At 40.7% G+C, this 21311-nt stretch carries 17 protein-coding genes; 6 read left to right on the forward strand and 11 right to left on the reverse strand.

Going from position 1 to position 21311, the window contains the following annotated elements:
* Positions 1 to 9 precede the first annotated feature (9 nt).
* The 5 genes from hutH to hutC form a co-directional block, all read right to left on the reverse strand.
* Entirely contained in the window at positions 10 to 1542 is a 1533-nt protein-coding gene (gene hutH, locus HWV03_RS08160; RefSeq protein WP_211674911.1) for a histidine ammonia-lyase, read from the reverse strand.
* 27 nt (positions 1543 to 1569) lie between these two features.
* The gene (gene hutU, locus HWV03_RS08165; protein WP_211679253.1) at positions 1570 to 3240 is read right to left on the reverse strand and encodes a urocanate hydratase; all 1671 of its coding nucleotides are present in this window, start codon (positions 3238 to 3240) and stop codon (positions 1570 to 1572) included.
* A 13-nt stretch (positions 3241 to 3253) separates the two neighbouring features.
* Complete coding sequence (hutG, locus tag HWV03_RS08170) at positions 3254 to 4369, reverse strand: formimidoylglutamase (RefSeq protein ID WP_211679254.1); 1116 nt, start codon at positions 4367 to 4369, stop codon at positions 3254 to 3256.
* On the reverse strand, positions 4362 to 5573 hold the full coding sequence (gene hutI, locus HWV03_RS08175; protein ID WP_211679255.1) for an imidazolonepropionase: 1212 nt from the start codon (positions 5571 to 5573) through the stop codon (positions 4362 to 4364). The genes hutG and hutI overlap by 8 nt, the downstream gene beginning before the upstream one ends.
* A gap of 183 nt (positions 5574 to 5756) precedes the next feature.
* Entirely contained in the window at positions 5757 to 6461 is a 705-nt protein-coding gene (gene hutC, locus HWV03_RS08180) for a histidine utilization repressor (RefSeq protein ID WP_075473456.1), read from the reverse strand.
* A gap of 384 nt (positions 6462 to 6845) precedes the next feature.
* Between hutC and HWV03_RS08185 the strand changes: the two genes are divergently transcribed.
* Together HWV03_RS08185 and HWV03_RS08190 are read left to right on the forward strand one after the other, a co-directional pair.
* Positions 6846 to 8585 (forward strand): metallophosphoesterase, encoded by a 1740-nt coding sequence (locus HWV03_RS08185; protein WP_211679256.1) that lies wholly within the window; start codon positions 6846 to 6848, stop codon positions 8583 to 8585.
* 157 nt (positions 8586 to 8742) lie between these two features.
* A complete protein-coding gene (locus HWV03_RS08190) occupies positions 8743 to 8853 on the forward strand; it encodes a hypothetical protein (RefSeq protein WP_255547178.1) in 111 nt (36 codons plus the stop codon).
* 13 nt (positions 8854 to 8866) lie between these two features.
* On the opposite strand, the gene HWV03_RS08195 is transcribed toward HWV03_RS08190, so the two are convergent.
* The 5 genes from HWV03_RS08195 to norR form a co-directional block, all read right to left on the reverse strand.
* Positions 8867 to 9724, reverse strand: coding sequence for an N-acetylmuramoyl-L-alanine amidase-like domain-containing protein (locus tag HWV03_RS08195; protein WP_211679257.1), 858 nt, complete (start codon positions 9722 to 9724; stop codon positions 8867 to 8869).
* 149 nt (positions 9725 to 9873) lie between these two features.
* Positions 9874 to 11394, reverse strand: a complete 1521-nt coding sequence (exaC, locus tag HWV03_RS08200) for an acetaldehyde dehydrogenase ExaC (protein ID WP_211674918.1) — start codon at positions 11392 to 11394, stop codon at positions 9874 to 9876.
* Between the two features lie 239 nt (positions 11395 to 11633).
* The gene (locus tag HWV03_RS08205) at positions 11634 to 12881 is read right to left on the reverse strand and encodes a hybrid-cluster NAD(P)-dependent oxidoreductase (RefSeq protein WP_211679258.1); all 1248 of its coding nucleotides are present in this window, start codon (positions 12879 to 12881) and stop codon (positions 11634 to 11636) included.
* Positions 12882 to 12997: 116 nt separating this feature from the next.
* Positions 12998 to 14662: a hydroxylamine reductase gene (gene hcp, locus HWV03_RS08210; protein ID WP_211679259.1), complete on the reverse strand. Its 1665-nt coding sequence runs from the start codon at positions 14660 to 14662 to the stop codon at positions 12998 to 13000.
* 183 nt (positions 14663 to 14845) lie between these two features.
* A complete protein-coding gene (gene norR / locus HWV03_RS08215; RefSeq protein ID WP_211679260.1) occupies positions 14846 to 16414 on the reverse strand; it encodes a nitric oxide reductase transcriptional regulator NorR in 1569 nt (522 codons plus the stop codon).
* Positions 16415 to 16662: 248 nt separating this feature from the next.
* On the opposite strand from norR, the gene HWV03_RS08220 reads away from it, so the two are divergent.
* The 4 genes from HWV03_RS08220 to HWV03_RS08235 all read left to right on the forward strand — a co-directional run bounded on the left by HWV03_RS08220 (position 16663) and on the right by HWV03_RS08235 (position 19028).
* On the forward strand, positions 16663 to 17181 hold the full coding sequence (locus tag HWV03_RS08220; RefSeq protein WP_211679261.1) for an NADPH-dependent FMN reductase: 519 nt from the start codon (positions 16663 to 16665) through the stop codon (positions 17179 to 17181).
* Between the two features lie 244 nt (positions 17182 to 17425).
* Positions 17426 to 17785, forward strand: coding sequence for a hypothetical protein (locus HWV03_RS08225; protein ID WP_211679262.1), 360 nt, complete (start codon positions 17426 to 17428; stop codon positions 17783 to 17785).
* 202 nt (positions 17786 to 17987) lie between these two features.
* Complete coding sequence (locus HWV03_RS08230; protein ID WP_211679263.1) at positions 17988 to 18404, forward strand: hypothetical protein; 417 nt, start codon at positions 17988 to 17990, stop codon at positions 18402 to 18404.
* A gap of 78 nt (positions 18405 to 18482) precedes the next feature.
* Positions 18483 to 19028 (forward strand): DUF6942 family protein, encoded by a 546-nt coding sequence (locus tag HWV03_RS08235; protein ID WP_211675744.1) that lies wholly within the window; start codon positions 18483 to 18485, stop codon positions 19026 to 19028.
* Positions 19029 to 19091: 63 nt separating this feature from the next.
* Here HWV03_RS08235 and HWV03_RS08240 read toward each other — a convergent pair whose 3' ends face one another.
* Positions 19092 to 21131, reverse strand: coding sequence for a hypothetical protein (locus HWV03_RS08240; RefSeq protein ID WP_211679264.1), 2040 nt, complete (start codon positions 21129 to 21131; stop codon positions 19092 to 19094).
* Between the last annotated feature and the right edge of the window lie 180 nt (positions 21132 to 21311).

Here is a 21311-nt window from a genome sequence, read left to right on the forward strand (position 1 = left end):
TTTAAGTTGTTAGAAACTAGGCAGCATGTCTCTTGCAACAAGCTTGTTGTGGGCCGCTTCTAGGAGCAGTTGATTAGCTTTGGCAATATCGGGTGCAAAGTAGCGGTCTTTGTCATAGAAATAGACACGTTCACGTAATTCTGCTTTAGCCTGTTCAATTAATGGGGATGATTTTAGCGGCGCTCTGAAATCAAGTCCTTGTGCCGCAGACAACAGCTCAACCGCTAAGATACCACGGGTATTTTCAGCCATGTCTTTTAAACGACGCCCAGCAAAGGTCGCCATAGATACATGATCTTCTTGGTTGGCTGAGGTTGGTAAGCTATCAACCGATGCTGGATGGGCTAATGACTTATTCTCACTGGCTAACGCTGCAGCAGTTACCTGTGCGATCATAAAGCCAGAGTTAACGCCGCCATTATCTACGAGGAATGGCGGTAATTTACTTAAGCTGCTGTCAATCAATAGTGCCATGCGACGTTCCGATAAACTGCCTATCTCAGCAAGCGCAAGCGCAAGATTGTCACTGGCCATCGCAATGGGTTCTGCGTGGAAGTTACCCGCCGAGATAATGTCGCCATCATCGGCAAACACTAACGGATTATCTGACACTGAATTGGCTTCGATTTCGAAAATTTCAGCTGAATTACGGATCTGCTGTAAACATGCGCCCATTACTTGTGGCTGACAACGGAGTGAGTAAGGGTCTTGGACTTTTTCACATGCCGTGTGAGAATTACCAATTTCACTGCTAAATTCAAGTATGTGACGATACATAGTTGCTGAGTCCATTTGTGATCGATGACCACGCACTCGGTGAACGCGTGGATCAAACGGGCGACGGCTACCAAGCGCTGCTTCCACTGTCATTGCGCCACATAAGGTTGCTGAAGCAAACAGATCTTCGGCAGCAAATAACCCTTCAAGGCCAAACGCAGTAGATGCTTGTGTGCCGTTTAACAAGGCTAACCCTTCTTTCGGCGCTAACGTGATCTTCTGCATGCCTGCAATCGTTAATGCTTCTTCACCAGAAATGACGTTACCTTGATGGCGCGCTTCACCTTCACCCAGTAATACTGTACTCATGTGGGCAAGGGGGGCGAGATCGCCTGATGCGCCCACAGAGCCTTTTTTCGGTACGCACGGGTAAACTTCGGCATTAACGAGTTGTATTAACGCTTCAATAACCGATAAACGAATGCCAGAAAAACCACGCGCGAGACTGTTAATTTTAAGTACCATCATCAACCGTACGGTTTCATCATTCATGAACTCTCCGATACCTGCTGCATGAGATAGCACGATACTACGCTGTAATGTTTCGAGATCTTCTGGCGCGATACGGGTGTTAGCAAGCAGGCCAAATCCGGTATTAATACCGTAAGCAACCCGGTTTTCGGCAATGACGTTATTTACAATTTCTGTGCTGGCATGGATATCATCGTAACAGCGAGGGTCGAGCGACACCTGCACAGGGGCACGACTGATTTGACGAAGCTGTGCTAGGGTAAGTTGTCCAGGCTTAATTGTTAGTTGGTACATGTTTTTCTCCAAAATTATTTATACCAATTATTTAAGCATCGGTAGGTCTAAGTGTTGTTCTTCCGCGCAGGTTTTGGCAATATCATAACCCGCATCAGCATGACGCATGACACCTGTGGCTGGATCGTTATGTAATACACGACTAATACGTTCATGGGCATCATCGGTGCCGTCACAAAGTATCACCATGCCTGAATGTTGAGAGAAGCCCATGCCAACGCCGCCGCCATGATGCAGTGATACCCAAGTAGCACCACTTGCTGTATTGAGCAGAGCGTTTAATAGTGGCCAATCCGAAACGGCATCAGAACCATCCATCATGCCTTCGGTTTCGCGATTAGGACTCGCAACAGAACCGGAATCAAGGTGATCTCGGCCAATTACAATCGGCGCTTTAAGTTCGCCATTTTTAACCATTTCGTTAAAGGCCAAACCAAGACGTTGACGGTCTTTTAAGCCAACCCAACAAATACGTGCTGGCAGGCCTTGGAATTGAATGCGTTCGCGTGCCATGTCTAACCAGTTGTGTAGCTGTGGATTATCTGGGATCAACTCTTTTACTTTTTGATCTGTTTTGTAGATATCTTCTGGATCGCCAGACAATGCAACCCAGCGGAAAGGACCTATGCCTTCACAGAAAAGTGGGCGAATATAGGCGGGCACAAACCCGGGGAAATCAAACGCATTATCAACGCCTTCTTCCAGTGCCATTTGACGAATGTTATTACCATAATCTACCGTTGCTGAACCTGCTTTTTGCAGTGCTAACATGGCTTGTACTTGTACCGCCATTGATTTTTTCGCGGCTTTAACGACAACCGCTTCATCTTCTTTACGCATTGACGCGGCATGTGCCATCGTCCAACCTTGAGGTAAATAGCCATTAAGTGGATCATGGGCTGATGTTTGGTCGGTAGTACAATCTGGAACGACACCACGTTTCACTAATTCAGGGAAAATATCGGCGGCATTACCAAGTAGGCCAATCGAAGTTGGTTGCTTGTTTTTGATTGCTTCATCAAGTAGCGCTAATGCTTCATCAAGACTTGTTGCTTTTTTATCGACATAACCTGTACGCAAGCGGTAATCAATACGTGATTCATCACATTCAACGGCAATCATGGAGAAACCAGCCATCGTAGCTGCAAGCGGTTGTGCGCCACCCATGCCACCTAAACCACCTGTTAATACCCAGCGACCTTGTGCTTGGCCGTTAAAATGTTGTTTAGCCATGGCTACAAATGTTTCGTACGTACCTTGCACAATACCTTGTGAACCAATATAAATCCAAGAACCTGCGGTCATTTGCCCGTACATCATCAAGCCTGCTTTATCGAGCTTGTTGAAGTGTTCCCAGTTTGCCCAGTGCGGGACTAGGTTTGAGTTAGCAATCAGTACACGCGGTGCATTGCTGTGGGTCTTGAATACGCCAACTGGTTTACCTGATTGTACAAGGAGTGTTTCGTCATCCTCTAAACGTTTTAGTACTTCGACTATTTTGTCGTAACATTCCCAATCACGCGCCGCGCGACCAATGCCGCCATAAACAACCAATGCATGTGGATGCTCGGCAACATCAGGGTGTAGATTGTTCATCAACATGCGTAATGGCGCTTCGGTTTGCCATGATTTAGCGTTGAGTTGGGTGCCGTGAGGGGCAATGATAGTACGAGACGTATCTAAACGTTTATCAGTCATTAGGATTTCCTTTTCACTTAAACATTGCGCGGGTAATATCCCACGTTAATCGTGCTGCAAGTCTTGCAGTTTGATTGTCTATATCAAAATTGGGATTGTATTCAGCTAAATCTGCGACTAGCAATTTTGCTTGGCCTGCTGCATTTCTAGCGTTAAATATGGGTTGTAGTAATGCTTCGACACTTTCATAATTCACCCCACGTGCTGCTGGTGCGCTAACTCCGGGCGCAGTGCTCGCAGAGAATACATCGATATCTATGGTCAGATAGAGGTAATCCACGTTATCAATAAATGCGATTAATTCTTCGATACGCTCGGCAAGCTGATAAGAAGCTAGCTGGTGGTCTTCGCGATAATGTACTCCAAGTTGATCTGCGAGGGTGAATAACGCTTGGGTATTACTGGCGCGACTGACACCAAGGCATGCATAATTAAACGCCCAGCCGAGTTGTTGGCAGTGTTTCGCTATCTGATTAAATGGCGTGCCTGAGCTAGTTGGGAATGCTTGTTCGTCTGCTGAATAGGTGCGTAAGTCAAAATGGGCATCAAAGTTGATAATGCCAATTTTCGGTTTGTTTACTTTTGCTGTTTGGAAATGCTGAGCTAATCCTTGGAATGTTCCCCAAGCGATTTCGTGCCCACCCCCTAATACCATCACTTTGTTTTGTTGGTTGAGGGCTGTTTCGACATGATTAGCCAGTTCTTTTTGGCTGGCAGCCAAATCAGTATCGTTGCAATAGATATTACCTGCATCAACAAGGGTTGACGTGTTAGTACCTGTATCTCTATCTCTATCTCTATCTGTAAAAGCAGCATTGTCATGATGCCATGCGGTATTTGCGAGGGCTTTGCGAATAAGATCCGGTGCTTGTACTGCGCCAACACGGCCTTTATTACGTTTTACACCTTCATCGCAAGCAAAACCGAGTAGGACAACTCCTGCGTGGTTTATAGGTTGTTTGCCATTTGTTAATCGTTCGTCTTCTCCGATTAAAATGACTTTTTGATGAAAACGCATGCCTGCTTCACCGTCTTCGGCGTCAATTCGACCCTGCCAAATATCAGCATTAGTCGCGGCATGATTTGTTATTGTATGTTGAGAGCCTGCTGGATCAGTTGTTTTAGTCATCACAAATCTCTCCGTTAACGATGCGAGAGTGTAACCTTGGTGTGGCCACTTCATAAGCGAGCTGTGCTGGGTGTTCGATATTCCAGATTGCCAAATCAGCATCATAGCCAACTCGAATTTGGCCGCGTGAATTTTGCAACCCTAACGCTTTCGCTGCATGGCAAGTTACACCACGTAATGCTTCTTCAGGCGTTAATCTAAATAAAGTACAGCCCATATTCATCATCATAGTTAACGATGCGATAGGTGAGGTACCTGGGTTAAAATCGGTTGCTAATGCCATTGGCACGTTATGTTGACGCAGTAATTCAATGGGTGGTAATTGGGTTTCTCTTAAAAAGTAGAATGCGCCGGGAAGCAAGGTAGCGACAGTGCCATGTTCAGCAAGTGCTTTCACGCCTTGCTCGTCAAGGAATTCGATATGATCAACCGAGGTCGCGCCCATTGTTGCGGCAAGTTCACTTCCGCCAAGGTTACTTAATTGTTCTGTGTGTCCTTTGATGCCCAATCCATAAGATAAAGCTGCCTCGAAAACGGTTTTCGTTTGTGCCAAGTTAAAACCAATGCCTTCGCAGAATACATCCACAGAGTCCACGAGTTTAGCTGCAACTGCGGCTGGTATTATTTCGTCACACACATAGCGGATATAGCTATCGGCATTGTCTTTATATTCAGGTGGTACGGCATGTGCGGCCAGTAGTGTAGTTGATACTTTAATACTGGCATGCAGCTCTAATTGTTTAGCTGCGCGTAGCATTTTTAATTCGTCTTCCAGCGTTAAGCCGTAACCAGATTTGATTTCAATCGTGGTAACGCCATCTGCGGTCAGTGCAGATAGACGTTGTAGGGCGAGTTCAACAAGTTGTCTTTCGCTTGCTGCGCGAGTCGCGTTTACGGTCGACAGGATGCCGCCACCTTGTTTGGCGATTGTTTCATACGGCACACCAGTTAAGCGTTGCTCAAACTCTTTGGCACGGTTACCTGCAAAAACCAGATGGGTATGACTGTCGATAAGACCCGGTGTAATAAGGCGGTTTTGGTAATCGATAATGTGTGAGTAGTCTGCTGACGGGCACTGCTGCATTGGACCTATTTCGACTATCTTGCCGTGGGTAATTGCAATGAAACAATGAGGCTGTGTTTGGTAATCTGAATCACTTTGATCCATGGATACAATTGTTGTATTCGTTAGCAGTAAACTCATCAGAATCTCACGTCATTTAATGTATATACAAATAAATAGACAATTTAGATATAAATGGCAAGTTTTAAATTAACTTGTTGTGACTAAGTACTGGTTTTGTTAATGAAATGAATGTGTTTTTTTGATCATGGTCGATTTGAAAAAACCGACACATTGTTTGGCATAATGATTTTAATACGGGTGCTATATTTCGGCTTTTAGGCTGAGTTTGTATTTATCTGCTGGATGATACAGTAGCGCAACACTGATTAAATCTTGCTTGCTCCACGTGCGACGATTGAGTAATAAACAAGGTTGTTGCGCTGTTAAATTCAAGTGCTGCTGAATAGAGGCACTTGGCATTATTGCTTCAACAGTATGTTCAATCGAGCTTAATGGGCAGTTTTTGGTGAGGTATTCATTGGGTGTCGCCAGATTGAAATCTTGTTCGAGATAGTTTGGTGCAAATTCTGGATTAACCCAGCGTAACTCAAGTTGCAGTGCAATATCATCTTCAAAGTGAATGATTTCACTGAAGAATATAGGTGTTTCAAGCTTAACGCCTAGTCTCATAGCAATCTCATCATCCGCTTGTATAGCCACTTTCGTTAACACTTTATTGCTGTAGTTTTTACCACGTTGACGGATCTCATCAGCAATATTACGAATATCACTCAGTGATGACTCTATCTTTTTCTGGCAGACAAACGTACCTAATCGTGGCGTTCTTTCCAGTAGACCTTTGTTGACTAAATCGCGGATCGCTTTATTTACCGTCATGCGGCTAACACTAAACTGTTTGGTTAATTCGAGTTCTGTCGGGATCTTGCTTCCTGGCATCCAAACGTGAGAATTGATTTTTTCAAGAATGAAGTCTTGGATTTGAATATAGCGCGGCGAACTGTTCATAACGTCTAACCTTAATAACATCTAACTTTAATAGCAGTATAATGGCGTAATCAATTAAACTTAATTGACTATACAAATGATCTATTAGTTAGCAATAAAATGCAAGTTATTATGTGTTAGTTATATTCGTTATAGTGGGGCTTCTGATACTTGTAAAACTTACCTATATTCTTTTTTGTTATAATATAATCAATATGATACATCTATTTTTATTGTGTTTAATATTATGTATAAGTTAGTATTATTTTGCATGGTAATTGAGTGTTGTTGGTTTTTGACGAAAGTAATTATCTCCCTTTTACCATGTTGATCAAAAACTAATCATGGATGAACAACGCTCCTTAACTAAGATTTTATTTATATAAAAATATACAAAGGAATAGTATGAATTTTAAATTTAAGGAAAAATTTTTATTTACGCTTGCCATGTCAAGTTTTCTTACAGGGTGTAATTTAATACCGAATAAAGAAAATGATATAGAACCAGCAAGCGAGGTAAACCTGAAGTCAGCAACAATCTGGGGTGTGGCTCGTGCAAGGCTCTGTGCTCAAACGCTTACACCTCACAATAGCGATCTTTATGTTACGGTAAGAAGCGCGATTGAAGGTCGCACGTTAGACCGAAGAACACGTCAACATGCTTTTTTGATCCCGGCAGGGAGAACTGACATGTTTTGTGCTAGTGACATTAACGGATACTTGGGGGAGATAAGGGGGGATGAAGGTCATGTCACCTTTTCGTACACGCTTAAAGATAAGGACATGAATATTCTTGATACTTATACTACAACATCGTACTTCGATGGATCTTGGATTACGAATTCGTGGGATATTAATGAATGGATCGGGACTGAACCCAAGTGTGGCACAGACGGATTTGGAATTTACTTAGAGACTCCTGACAATTACCCTGGTTGCGGTAAGCAAAAAGCGGATGATGACGAAACAGTACTCATTAATTATAGGATTGGAAGAGATTTCACGCCAGAATCAAATAAGTTTAGTTTTATTCTAACCCCTGACCCACAATCATTCCGAAGTGAAACTACTGAGCCTGTTGACGAGGACAACAAACCTTGGCGCGACGCTGTGAATAAGGGCGTAGAATCTATCAATCGTTATATTCAAACAAATCCTCATGACTTTGGTATTGCTAATGGTGATATAACTGAATATGGCAGGCCGAGATCATGGAGAGCTACGTTGAGTACATTGGCGAGTATAAACCTTCCTTTTTATCTTGGTCTTGGTAATCATGACTATGCCAATAGTATTGGCGATTGTTGGGACATAGGCACTGGAGGTGGTGCAGATGGATGTGCTGCTAACAGTGTTAACAATATGGAGTATTTCATAATGAAATACTCCGAGACACTACTTAATTTTAGTTCTGATTGGGTCGACGAGGGGCTTTACAACGGTACTGGAAGTCTGGCTTATTCTTGGGACTATAAAGGAGTACACTTTGTTCAACTTCAAAACTACCCAACATACACAGCTACCATAGGTGATGGTAGCATTGGTGTTGATTATCGTATCAAAAATTCACTAGACTGGCTCGAAGATGATTTAAAGAAAGCGGAACAAAGAAATGTACAGGACATTATTATTAATATGCATGATGCTGACGACCATGTAGTTAAAGATTCATCACCAACAGATTTAGCCAGATTACAATCTATTATGGATACCTATAAACCGATAGCAATATTGGCTGGCCATGAACACTATTTCCAATTTTTTAAAAATGGAGTCGGTCCCTTTACTGGCACGCCTGTATTTCTTACTGATGCGCTATATCACAGCCAGTTTAGTAGTGCCACCTATGACAACGGTGCACTTACTGTAAAAAACATAGGTGCTTCAGGCGCAGAGAAGGGTAGTAATACAGTTCACAGTAGACTTCCAGCTTGTCACTTTTGGGATCCTTCTCTTCGCGGTAATCCAGGAGACATCTACAAATATATAAACATTTATGCAATGAATCGTACTGACTATTTCAAGCTTCAATCATCGTCTTATGGTAATTTCCCAAGTAATGGCACCAGTGGGAATAATTGGGAATTTCTCGGAAGCTCACCAAGCTGTAGGGGGACACTGAATGCTCACACAAATAATAAATAAACGTAGGTTTATCTATTTTTAATTAATTTCAAATATTCAATGACAGGGTTATAGACCTAATTTAGCAGCTTAAAGGTAATGAGGTCATCGTTAAGCTGCTAATCAATTCAAATTACACCTTGGTTGTACACCCTTGGCATTTCAACAGCAGCAACGTTTGAAGAAAGCGACTGAACTGATTAAAACAGGCATGCAGATAACACAGGTTAGTTTTGAATTAGATTTCATTAGTAGCAGTCATATCAGCATCGTCATAAAAATATGTTGAGTTAATCGAAATTTTAAAGTGCTCTGTAGACTACAATTCCAGGTTTATCCTGAACATACTCTAAAAATGGTGTATCAACGACTTTCATATTTTTAGAGATAGATGATGCATTTCTGTATACAGGTCCATTTTTTCCTCTAATGAATATCCCAGTATGGGTTACATCTAGTCCTTTTATGTTTGTATATATACCAATGTAGTCACCATTTTTAAGATTCTTCACTACACTGTCATCTATACTTTCCCCAGGAATATATGTTATTTTTCTTGAGGTTATTGCTAATCCCGCGATGTAAGTTCCACCATTCTCTTTTTGATTTAATTCTTTTTGTATCGTTTTCGTGTTATCTGTTAAATCTTCTGTCACATCTTCAGCATTTCTGTCCCCATTATCATCTACATAAGTCCAGTCTGAAAAGAAATGTTTTCTTAATAAAAAATTTACTTCACTATTTTTATATCGCGTGTTGATTAAATTATCTGAAAAATCATATGAGAAATCATATGATTTTCTTAAAGCTTCTACATAATCTAAAAAGGTAAAACAATCTAATGATCTGAAATCTGCTACAAACCTTTCTTTTTCTATATCAGAGCCAATAAGACGGTTTTTCACATAGGACGAATTTAAGAATAATTTAGAAATAGCTTTAATCTTTTTTTGGTTGCTTTGATTTCTTTGTAAAATACGATCAAGCTTATTAGATTTTTTCTCATACAGAGATGCATAAAATTTAAAGTCACGAACTTTATGTTTATGAGTTAAAGCATCGTTGTCAAAATTAACATCATGCTCTCCTAGTGCCGCATAATTTGAGGTACTAAACAATAGTGCTGTGAGTAAAGATATTGGTAAAACTTTTAACTTCATAATAAAAATCCATTTTAGTGGTTTATTTAATTTGACCTCCTAATTGGAGGCTTTTTTGATTAGGGGCAGAGGTTTAATTTAGCAACTTAACGATAATGGGCTAACCATTAAGCTGCTAATTTATTAAATCAGAATAGAGGGAGGTTTAATTAGAAAAAACCTAGCGGGTTCACATCATAACTGACCAGTAAATTTTTGGTCTGCTGGTAATGCTCTAAAGCAACCTTATGAGTTTCACGGCCGACACCTGATTTTTTATATCCACCAAACGCTGCGTGGGCAGGGTACATGTGGTAACAGTTCGTCCATACGCGGCCTGCTTGGATCTTACGGCCCATGCGGTAAGCTACATTCATGTCGCGACTCCAAACTCCCGCACCTAAGCCAAATTCAGAATCATTGGCTAATTCAAGCGCTTCTTCTTCGGTTTTAAAGGTGGTTACTGCGATCACTGGTCCAAAAATTTCTTCTTGGAAGATGCGCATATCATTCGTGCCTTTAAGCAGCGTTGGTTGGATATAAAATCCGTCTTCATAATCGGTATGTACTTCTTCAATATCGCCACCAATGAGTAGCTCTGCGCCTTCAGCTTTACCAATTTCAATATACTTTAAAATCTTATCAAATTGCTCTTGTGACGCTTGCGCACCAACCATAGTTTCGGTATCTAGCGGGTTACCACGTTTGATTAATTTGGTACGTTCGATGATCTTAGCGACAAATTGCTCGTAGATGTCTTCGTGAACCAGTAATCGAGATGGGCAAGTACAGACTTCACCTTGGTTGAAATAGGCGAGTACTACACCTTCAATACATTTACTTAGATAAGCATCTTCATGATCCATGATATCTGGGAAGAAGATGTTCGGTGATTTTCCGCCCAGCTCGACCGTTGATGGAATAATGTTTTCGGCTGCACATTTCAGGATATGTGAACCAACAGGAGTGGAACCAGTAAAGGCTATTTTAGCAATACGAGTACTGCTAGCAAGGGCTTGACCTGCTTCAGCGCCATAACCGTTGACGATATTCAGTACACCGGCTGGTAATAGATCTTCAATTAATTCCATTAATACTAAAATAGATGCAGGTGTTTGCTCTGCAGGTTTAAGGATCACGCAGTTACCAGCAGCCAGTGCAGGTGCGAGTTTCCATGCAGCCATAAGAATAGGGAAGTTCCAAGGAATGATCTGACCTACGACTCCAAGAGGTTCATGGAAGTGATAAGACACTGTGTTTTCGTCAATATCACCGATACTACCTTCTTGAGCACGTAAACAACCTGCGAAATAACGGAAGTGATCAACCGCCAAAGGAATGTCTGCAGCTAATGTTTCTCGGATTGCTTTACCGTTATCCCAGGTTTCTGCTATTGCGAGTTGAGTCAGGTTTTCTTCTAAACGATCGGCTATTTTTAGCAGTATATTAGAACGGGCAGTAACAGATGTAGTACCCCAAGCATCTTTGGCTTTATGGGCGGCATCTAGTGCAAGTTCGATATCAAGGTGATTTGAGCGTGGTATTTGACAGATGACTTCGCCATTTATTGGGCTAATGTTATCAAAGTAACAGCCGTTTTGTGGCTCTACCCATTGGCCGCCAATGAAATTTTGGTAACGCGGTTTAAAATTAACAAGTGCATCTTGAGTACCTGGTGCTGCATAGATCATAACTCTTTCCTTCGGTTATTGTTTTGATAAGCAATAATCCTATCATGATGCAAATGTAATTAAACATAATGAAATGTAACGGAATGTAACCTATTAGGGGTAAATGTAAGATATGTAACGTAATGCATTAACTGTAATATAACACTGGGTCGAAAAATTCGATAATACAGCCATAGTAGCGGTGTACTATGGCTGTATTATCGAATTGGGAACCAGGATTTAAGTCACAAGATGATTCATTAGCTTAATGCGACAGTCACATCATCTTTAAGAGTACTTGAGCAGGCTAATACAAACCCTTGCTCAACATCTTCTTCGGTGAGGGTCTCGGTACTTGTCGACGTTACTGAACCTTTGGTTACTTTACACTTGCAAGATCCACAAACCCCGGCGCGACATGCACCAATAACGGGAACGCCATGCTTTTCTAATGCATTTAATAACAATGAACCTTGAATGACTTCTGCTTCAACCGCAAAGTCAGGGACGTGTAGCATGACACTTGTTTCTGTAGCGCCTGATGAGATCTGATCTTGTTGTTTGTTATCTGCTGCAGGTGTAAAGCTTTCTTGGAAGAAGTTGGCCATATCAAAGTCACTTTCTTGGGCTATATTTTCAACCGCTTTCATGAAGCCGACAGGACCGCATAGGAAAATAGTGCGTTGATTTAGATCTGGATACAACTGTTGAATCACATCGGCAGTGACCATGCCTGTTTGATGCGACAAGGCTCTGCTATTCGTCTTTTCATTCGTATTGTCATTAGCACTGAAACTCGCAAAGCCGTCACTGTTTTCTAATAGCAATTGCACTTTGAAATTACTATATTGCGTAAGTAAGGTCTGCATTTCATCATGGAAGATAACGTTGTCTTTATCTCGGGCACAATGTAAAAATTCAATGTCAGCATCGCTATTGTGCGCTAATAATGTCTTTGCTATCGACATGACTGGCGTGATACCACAACCTGCGCTGATAAGCAGCAGTTTAGATTTGTGCTTACAATCACTGCTATTGAATTGACCCGCAATGTTTAATGCTGACAAGCTATCACCGATACTTAAGTTATCTGCAAGCCAGTTAGAGACTAAGCCATCGGGTACGCGTTTAATGGTCAAACGTAACAGCTTTTGTTGTGGTGCTGAGCTAATTGAATAGGCGCGATAATGGGTTTTATTTTCTATCTTCACTGCTAAAGTGACGAATTGACCGGGCTTAAAATCAAATAGTGCTTGATCTGCAGCTGCAAAGGTAAAGCTCATCGAGTCATGGGTTTCTGATTCACGCTTAACTAAGACTAATGGTGTTGTCGAAGGCGACCATACTGCTGGTTTTAAGCTGGGCTTCGTGATTGTTTCACCAAGTGAGAAGCTCAGTTTTGGTGATAAAGGTTTCGGTGTCGCTTGACCTAATCCTGAGCTATTCAATTTAAGAGACTTAAGTACAGGTGGAGAAAGCGTTGAAGATGGTGTTTTTGTAGAAGACATGATTGCACCTATCGCAGTGATAATTGAAGGTTTGGATGGTTTATGGCGTGTCGAATGTACTTTAACCAATGCGAATATGATCGCATTGGCTAGAGAATACTATTTACCAGCTAGTATTATTTACCCGCTAACATGGTCGCTAAGTCAGCATTAACGTCACCAATACTGCGCATATCAAAGTTATCTTGTAATGCTTTGATCAAGTTGTCAGTCAAGAACGCTGGCGCTGTCGGACCGGTATAAATACCTTTGATACCTAACGCGAATAACGTCAGTAGCACCACGATGGCTTTTTGTTCAAACCAAGACAATACGATGCTTAATGGCAGTTCGTTTACGCCGCAATCAAACTCTTCTGCTAATGCTAATACCAGTTGGATAGCGGAGTAAGTATCGTTACATTGACCAACATCTAATAAACGTGGGATACCATTGATATCACCAAATTCTTTTTTGTTGAAACGGTATTTACCACAAGCTAAGGTTAATACTACCGAGTCCTTCGGCGTATTCACGGCTAAATCAGTGAAGTAACTGCGCTCTGACTTATCACCGTCACAGCCGCCGATTAAGAAGAAGTGTTTGATATTACCTGCTTTCACTTCATTGATAACGGTAGGTGCCGCTTCCATTAATGCATTGCGGCCAAAGCCGACTGTGATCTTGTGTTCAATTTCGGTGTGCGCAATACCAGATTGAGCTAAGGCACATTCGATCACTTGTGAGAAATCATCGCCTTCAATATGAACAACGCCAGGCCAGCCAACAATACTACGGGTGAATAGGCGATCTGCGTATTGACCTACATTCGGATTGATTAGACAGTTAGATGTCATTACGATCGCACCGGGGAAGTTAGCAAATTCTTTTTGCTGATTTTGCCAAGCACTACCGAAGTTGCCAACCAAGTGTGGGTATTTGTTAAGTTCTGGGTAACCGTGTGCAGGTAACATTTCACCGTTGGTATAAACATTGATCCCTTTACCTTCGGTTTGTTGCAGGATCTTTTCTAAATCATGTAAGTCATGACCAGAAACCAGAATACACTTACCAGCAACCGGCTTTACGTTTACTTGAGTTGGTTGTGGATGACCAAAGGTATCTGTCTCACCTTTGTCTAGCATTTCCATAATACGGTAGTTTAGTAAACCAATTTGCATTGATGTTTCTAATAACGTATTTGCATCCGTCGGTTCAGTGCCTAAGAATGCCATGATCTGATGATATTCACCGCTCACTGATTCGTCACTTTGGCCAAGTACGTTTGCGTGTTCCATGTATGCTGCAGCACCCTTAAGGCCGTATAAACATAATAAACGCAAACCAATAATGTCTTCGTGTAATTCGTCATGACCACGGTTAACCGCCGCTTCGGGTGCAAAATTCATGACTTCTTCAGCGGTTGCTGGTAATACAAATTGTGCAGCAGGAGATAATTCAGGTAACGCTTCGCCCGCCGCCGCTGCAGCAGCCATTACTTGCGTGCGTAGTTGGATTTTGTAACGCTCAGCAATTTCAGTGTATTCAGTAATACGCTCTGGCACAAAGTTAACGTTGGTTAACGTAGAGAAGAATGCACGTGGTGCCCAAGCATCGATCTCGGCATCAATGATGTTGTATTTACGTGCTAGCTCGGCCCAAAAAGACACGCCTTGTAAATTAAACACGAGTACGTCTTGTAGGTCTGAAACATCAGCCGTTTTACCACACATACCTTGAGTATAAGAACAGCCTTTCGACACAGGGGTTTGAACAGTTTGCTCACATTGAATACAGAACATTTAAGACTCCATTATAATTATATTATTGATATCGAATTAACGATGATCTCGGAATCTATATTGCACTGAACGTGCCAACTCTTATCTGATTGATATTTATCGATTTTATGTTTTTTACATATTGAGTTTGATGTACTAACTACATCAACACTGATGTGATTAGTACATCAATGTTGATGTGTTTTAAACTAACGCGACTGCACGTAAGGCTTTGGGCTTAATACCGAGTTTTTTTCCCATTTTATATAAATTACCGCGATCCATTTGTAAGAATTCTGCGGCTTGTGCCCAAACAAAGTTTGATTGCTGTAGGGCATGCGAAATGATCTTGGTTTGATACACTTCTACTGCGCCCCGTAGTTCAAACGATGTCGTAGGCAAGTCATTTATTTCTGTTTCTGCTTCGAATGAGGCAGTCTGGCTTACTTCATCGGATAAGTGCTGTTGTAAAATCAGGCTTTGTTGTGCTTGAATAGCCCGTAACCCTGCACGCATTAAGGTATGTTCTAATTCACGTACGTTCCCTGGCCAACTGTAGTGATTAAGTGCGGTTAATGCTTGTGGGTGCAGTTGCAATTTAGCCACATTAAATTGTGAACGAACCCGATCAAGAATATGCCCAGATAATACCGCGACATCCCCCCTGCGGTCTCGCAGTGGTGGCACGTTAATAGGAAATACATTTAAACGGTGGAACAGGTCACTACGAAAGCGGCCTGCTGCGACTTCTTCGGTTAAATTACGGTTAGTTGCAGCGATAATGCGGACATTTATCATTAAGTTCTTATCTGAACCGACTCGCTGTACTTCACCTTGCTGAATAACGCGCAGTAGTTTGGCCTGCATTAATAAGGGTAATTCACCAATTTCATCTAAGAATATAGTGCCGCCATCGGCCAACTCAAATTTACCCGTCCGATTACTGATAGCACCTGTAAATGCCCCCTTAACATGACCAAATAATTCACTCTCAGCCAGACTTTCGGGCAATGCCGCGCAGTTTACGTAAATCATAGGTTGTGTTGCGCGTGAGGAATTGGAGTGAATAGCATGGGCGACTAACTCTTTCCCTGTACCTGTTTCACCACTGATTAATACAGCATAATTGGAATAAGCCACCATGTTGATATTGTTACGCAGGGCTTGCATTTCGGGACTTATACCGACCAATTCACCGCCTTTATTCCGGGCTTCTTGAATGAGCACTTGGTTCATATTTTGCTGTTGCTGGTGGCTTTTTCGTAGGGCTTCAACTTGATTTACATTGCGAATGGTTGCAGCGGCTAATGCAGCAAAGGTCGCTACGGTTATATTGTCAATGCGTTTGAATGCACCGACTTGCATAGCATCAAGGGTAATAAGGCCAACCAAATGATCTTCAACATATAAGCTACAGCCCATGCAGTCATGCACGTTTATCGAGCGATTCGGATCGTCTTTTAATAACCCGTCAAAGGGGTCGGGCAAAGTTGAACTTGCGGGAAAGCGCACAGGTTCTCGGTTGGCTAGAATAGCTTGTAGGCGAGGGTGCTGCTGCGGGTCGAATCGTTGGCCTAATACTTCATCTGATAAGCCATTGACGGCAGCTGCCGATAATAACCCTTCATCGTCAAGAATGAACAAAGCACTGGCATCACAAGGTAGAACCGACTGTAACGACTGCATCAAACGTTGGTAATGATGACCTGACGGTAAATTTAAATTGAGATCGAGTGCAATTTGTAACATCGCTTGGTCGAGAGGAGTTTGCATACGTAGGCCTTAATATCGAGAGTGATGTGATTTTTACATCGAGGTTAATGGCTGTAAATACTTGTGTGCAGAAAGGCTTGGATAACAAAAGCTTTGTTGATCTTGATTAATATTATAAGGGATTATTTTATTAAGTATTATTTTAAAGACTGATTTCTAGGTGGTTTTATAAATAAAAATCACTGTATTATGGATACTAAGGTTAATGCTTAATGATGAACAAGCACTGAAAGATAGAAGGATTTTTAATGAAGATATTAGCAATATCGGGAAGTCTAAGGAAAGACTCTTATAACACGGCGCTACTTAAGGCGATGAAAGCGCTAGCACCAGAACATATTGAAATTACATTCTTTGATGAATTGGGCCGCATACCGCTGTTCAATCCAGATATAGATCCAAATACAGTTGTGAGTGTAATCGCCCTTAAAAATAGCCTTGCAGAAGCTGATGGGCTTTTCTTATCGAGCCCTGAATATGCACATGGCATTAGTGGTGTGTTAAAGAATACACTCGATTGGCTGGTAAGTGGCGAAGAGTTTGTTGATATGCCAGTCGCTATTTTTAATACCTCTCCACGAGCCTCGCATGCGTTAGATTCTCTGCACGAAATTATTCGTACCATGTCTGGAAATATCATAGATAGCGCATGCATCACTGTACCCTTACTTGGTAGCAATTTAACTGCAGAAGGCATAGTGGAAGATCATGTTATATCAGAATCGATCAAAACAGCGATTAATGATTTTTACGTCGGTATCAGTTAATAACTGAAATCTTGGGTTTTCATAATGAGTTAAACCGTTTATCAAGTCTTGTTGGTTGAAATCCGGGAGGTTATGGTATTGGTGCATCAGTATGGAGTCTTATCAAACAAGGAAAATCGACAAAAAATATAGCAGTTTTAGTCACATCGTTAGTTATTATGGGATTACATGAATTTTCCTATAGTGAAACGAAAAAATATTCAACCGAATTAGAACGAAGAAAAGGTATAAGATAGGGATAATTATGAATTTTATAAAATCTTCAAGTATGTTTTTTTTTATATACGTACCATTTACTTTCTTTTCAATTTATCTAAATAGACTGCTTGGTTTTTCACCTACGGTTGGATTGAATATTGCAGTACTAGTAATCACTACTTTGATTGTAATTAGAACTGGTTACATTAACTTATCAGAAAACAAGATTAGTATATTTTTTTCTATATTTGGTAGTGGATGTTGCGTAATAACTCTTTATATTTTAGCTGCTTTGTTTGATGAATTTATACCACCATCGTTAGGGGAAAGCCTTTCTTCATTTATCTTCAACGCAGTGGTTATGTATATCGTAATAAATTTGTCTTTAAAAAAGTCTGATTTTTAGTGTCTAATTTATAAAAATAAGTTGTCTACTAAGGATATAAAGCGATTCATGATGTGTAGTTTATTAAATTTTTGTTTCATTTAGATTTTAGTTTGATGCTTATAAGTAAGTAATGTAATGATGATAATTGTGTTGTATCAACTGTGATTAGACACAAGGAAGTCATTATAAACAATTGCTTATAATTTGGGATGGTGTCGCTATGGGTAGGTCTGGAAATAGAACTGGAAGTAGTTCGGGAAATCGTTCAGTAAATAAAAGTATCGCCGTTATCTTTTTTCAAATACTGATTGATTTGGGCGAATTAGCGCTCGACAAAAAGTATGCTAACTTGTGGTTTTCATGGTTAGGCTGGCTAGGCGTAACAGGTCTATTATTTGTTATATATGATAAAACCAGTGACGTTGTACCATTAGTAATCGGTATTGTGTCTGGTGTGAGCTTATGTTTTATTGCTCTGGCAATGATTCGGAAAGTGTTTAATTATTTGGTCGGTAAATATCGTGATAATGGATTAGCGATATCGATATCTTTAATTTTTCTGGTTGTAAATACGGTATTCTCTGTTGGTTTAGTTTTATCAATAATAAAAGCTTCGGGTGTTTCTGTACTTGGTTAAGCTGAAGCGTGTTTTAAGTTGCTTATAGCTATGTATAATATGCGCTGTTTAATAATAGAAATATAGGCGTAGTGCGTGATGACAAACAAAGGTCTTGGTTGTTCTAAATTTACTTTTGCTGTGTACCTAGCAAATACTCCCAATATGTTGGAGTACCAAGGTATAAATAGCGTTAGTTCACTGGTGACTGGAGAAGTTAATGCCATAGGTCAAGCATGTGGTAATGGCTGGCGTAAAGTCTTTAACGTGTATGCCAAATTGTTGTATGCATTAAATCCGGATCATTTTTCGTTTGCGCAGCGGGCGCCTACTTGGCAAATGTATCGAGACGAACATTTGTTACAAGCAGGTAGTAAAACAGCATTGCTATTCAGCCCACCTTTGTTTGATGCTAATGAACAGATAATTCATATTATATGTGGACGTACTTATGCCAAGCAACTATTAGCATCCGGTGAATTAGAGGCTAACTTAATTTGGTTAGATGAAGAGTTTGCTATTGATACTGCAAAGCGTTTAATTGTTTGCCCTTATTTTGATTACCGACAATTATCCAATATCAAAATTGAACGTTTATCAGCGATGTTAAGTCAGTTAGTGAATAACATGAAAACAAAGTACTAATACAGCTACAATGTTGAATAAACCTATCAAGGCGCAAGGCGGTTCGATAGGTTTATTCAGAACTTATATCACCTTAGATAAGCTAATACGCTCATCGCGATAAACGCCGCTGATCACGACTTCTTTTACCTCTTCAATTGTTGTTGCGCTTGTTGGTAGCCATTGCAAATCAATGCCACTAAATGGCTGACTTATGGCATCCTCTTCACCACTATCTTGTAATAATTCAGCTAATGTCATTGCGACTAATGAACGGCCAGAGATGGCAGACCAGCGAGTTAGCAAGTCTTTTGATAACATCTGCTCTGCCACTTTAATCGGTGAACCAGTCAAATTATCAAATTGGATGTAATCAATAGCCCCTGAACGACTAATAATGATACGGTTACTTAACATGCTCATACCGTAGACATATCGTTGCGAATAATCCTGTGAATAAATAACGGTTTGTGATTTATTATCAATGAGATATATTTTTTTACTGGTGAGTGCGGCACTAAACTTACCTGTCGGATCTGAAGCTAATTTAGTTACGTTTTCGGACAATACTAAGGTCGCATTCGGTGATGTTGGCTGAGCGATATTAAACCAACTTAAGGTATTAGTTTTATCACTGACAATCAAAGATTTATCGTCATTGACGAAGGCGGCAAAATCAATGTTGTCCTTCATGATTTCGCCACGCAGACCCAAGGTTTCGGCATCGACAACTGCTGCGGCGGTTCCTGAAGTTTGTAACACCAGTAATAATTTTTGCTCCTTGCTCAATATGAGGTCTGCTTGACTTGAAGATAATGTATAACGCTTACCTGTTTGCTTTAATGTGGAGCTTGATAATTGTTGTAATTCAGCATTTCCCCCATAACCATTTGTAAATACGGCCGTGACCCAATCTTGATTGTAAGAAACTGCTAAGTTGCTGATATTGTTGTTTTTACAGTCGGCCGATGAATCTGGCAGTGAGGGTTCTACGGGGGTTACTTCACCTCCACCTGACGCTTTGCTGAACGTATCTATACTTAGTGCGGAAGATAAAGGTGATGCTTTGCTATTTTTACCTAATTCGGTTAGATAAATGCCATTATTACCCGTGCTATTACATGTCTTACTGACAGTCCTGTCACCATAAATAGTCGGTTGATAAATTAAATAAGCGTTCTTATCATGTTTGCCTTGTGCTGCAAATGTCATTGTGGATGTAAGTTGTGTTTGTCCATCACAGTGATCCTTATAACCGTAATCGTCATCATCACAGTCATCATCATCGTCGTCATCATGATCATCATCGTCGTCGTCATCATGATCATCAAATGTCGACATACTCGGTAGTGATGGTGTTGTACTTGTAGGTGTAAATAATTGACTCGAGCCAGTCGTGGTATCTACTTGTAATAATTTATCACCGTGGGCGAGGGCAAGTAACATACCTGTATTTTCATTCATGGTAATTGGAGAGGACGAAAAGAGAGTATTTACAGGATAAGAACCTGGGATTAGGTAGCGGTTACTCAAGTTAACATAGCTATTGTCTAGATCTGCTTGTGACAAGCTTTCGGTAATATCAAAATTACGACTGCTCACCATTTTATCGACAGCAGCCGAGATTTTTAACGCTTTTGAATCACCTTGCAAGGACAGTGCATGTTTGAATGAAGCAAGTAATAATTTAGTGGGCTCTTTTGGACCGTGCATATCATTTAGTTTATAAAAATCAATGTTATATTTTGTTCCAAAAATCTCCTTTAAAAGTGCTTTAGCTTGTTCTTCACTACCCGCAACTTGCGGGTTAAACAGTACTTCATTTTGGATTAAGGTTGTGAATGGGCTGATTACTGCTGCATTCGCTGTCGCGGTGAAAAAATACCCCGAATTATCAATTAAGTAAGGTGCCGTATTAGCACTGGAAACACTCTTTAAGCTCGGTACTTGCTCCTCTTGTTGACCGCACGCATTATTACGATCTGCATCCAAGCAAATTGGTAATTTACTGTAGTCGTAAATATCAGATGTTGTCTTACTTGTTTGTTCACCACCACAGCTAATAACAAGGCTGCAGCTTGCTAAAATAGTCGCTATTTTCGACAGTTTGTACTTTCCATGCATAAAAATAATACTTCGCTTGTTGAAATTTCATACTAACCATTGTTCGTATTATGGTCACTTTTAGTTCACTAAAGAATATTATCGGAGTATACCGATCGAATACAATTGATAATCACTATCATTATCGTTATTATATGCGAAATTTTATGTTTGACTATAGTTTTCATTAGGTTATTTAAA

The sequence above is a fragment of the Moritella sp. 36 genome (assembly GCF_018219415.1).
Lineage (GTDB): Bacteria > Pseudomonadota > Gammaproteobacteria > Enterobacterales > Moritellaceae > Moritella.

Bases quoted from the DNA above. Each gene is read 5' to 3' on its own strand.
- hutH (WP_211674911.1), bottom strand. From the start codon at position 1,542: ATGTACCAACTAACAATTAAGCCTGGACAACTTACCCTAGCACAGCTT.
- hutU (WP_211679253.1), bottom strand. From the start codon at position 3,240: ATGACTGATAAACGTTTAGATACGTCTCGTACTATCATTGCCCCTCAC.
- hutG (WP_211679254.1), bottom strand. From the start codon at position 4,369: ATGACTAAAACAACTGATCCAGCAGGCTCTCAACATACAATAACAAAT.
- hutI (WP_211679255.1), bottom strand. From the start codon at position 5,573: ATGAGTTTACTGCTAACGAATACAACAATTGTATCCATGGATCAAAGT.
- hutC (WP_075473456.1), bottom strand. From the start codon at position 6,461: ATGAACAGTTCGCCGCGCTATATTCAAATCCAAGACTTCATTCTTGAA.
- HWV03_RS08185 (WP_211679256.1), top strand. From the start codon at position 6,846: ATGAATTTTAAATTTAAGGAAAAATTTTTATTTACGCTTGCCATGTCA.
- HWV03_RS08195 (WP_211679257.1), bottom strand. From the start codon at position 9,724: ATGAAGTTAAAAGTTTTACCAATATCTTTACTCACAGCACTATTGTTT.
- exaC (WP_211674918.1), bottom strand. From the start codon at position 11,394: ATGATCTATGCAGCACCAGGTACTCAAGATGCACTTGTTAATTTTAAA.
- HWV03_RS08205 (WP_211679258.1), bottom strand. From the start codon at position 12,881: ATGTCTTCTACAAAAACACCATCTTCAACGCTTTCTCCACCTGTACTT.
- hcp (WP_211679259.1), bottom strand. From the start codon at position 14,662: ATGTTCTGTATTCAATGTGAGCAAACTGTTCAAACCCCTGTGTCGAAA.
- norR (WP_211679260.1), bottom strand. From the start codon at position 16,414: ATGCAAACTCCTCTCGACCAAGCGATGTTACAAATTGCACTCGATCTC.
- HWV03_RS08220 (WP_211679261.1), top strand. From the start codon at position 16,663: ATGAAGATATTAGCAATATCGGGAAGTCTAAGGAAAGACTCTTATAAC.
- HWV03_RS08225 (WP_211679262.1), top strand. From the start codon at position 17,426: ATGAATTTTATAAAATCTTCAAGTATGTTTTTTTTTATATACGTACCA.
- HWV03_RS08230 (WP_211679263.1), top strand. From the start codon at position 17,988: ATGGGTAGGTCTGGAAATAGAACTGGAAGTAGTTCGGGAAATCGTTCA.
- HWV03_RS08235 (WP_211675744.1), top strand. From the start codon at position 18,483: ATGACAAACAAAGGTCTTGGTTGTTCTAAATTTACTTTTGCTGTGTAC.
- HWV03_RS08240 (WP_211679264.1), bottom strand. From the start codon at position 21,131: ATGCATGGAAAGTACAAACTGTCGAAAATAGCGACTATTTTAGCAAGC.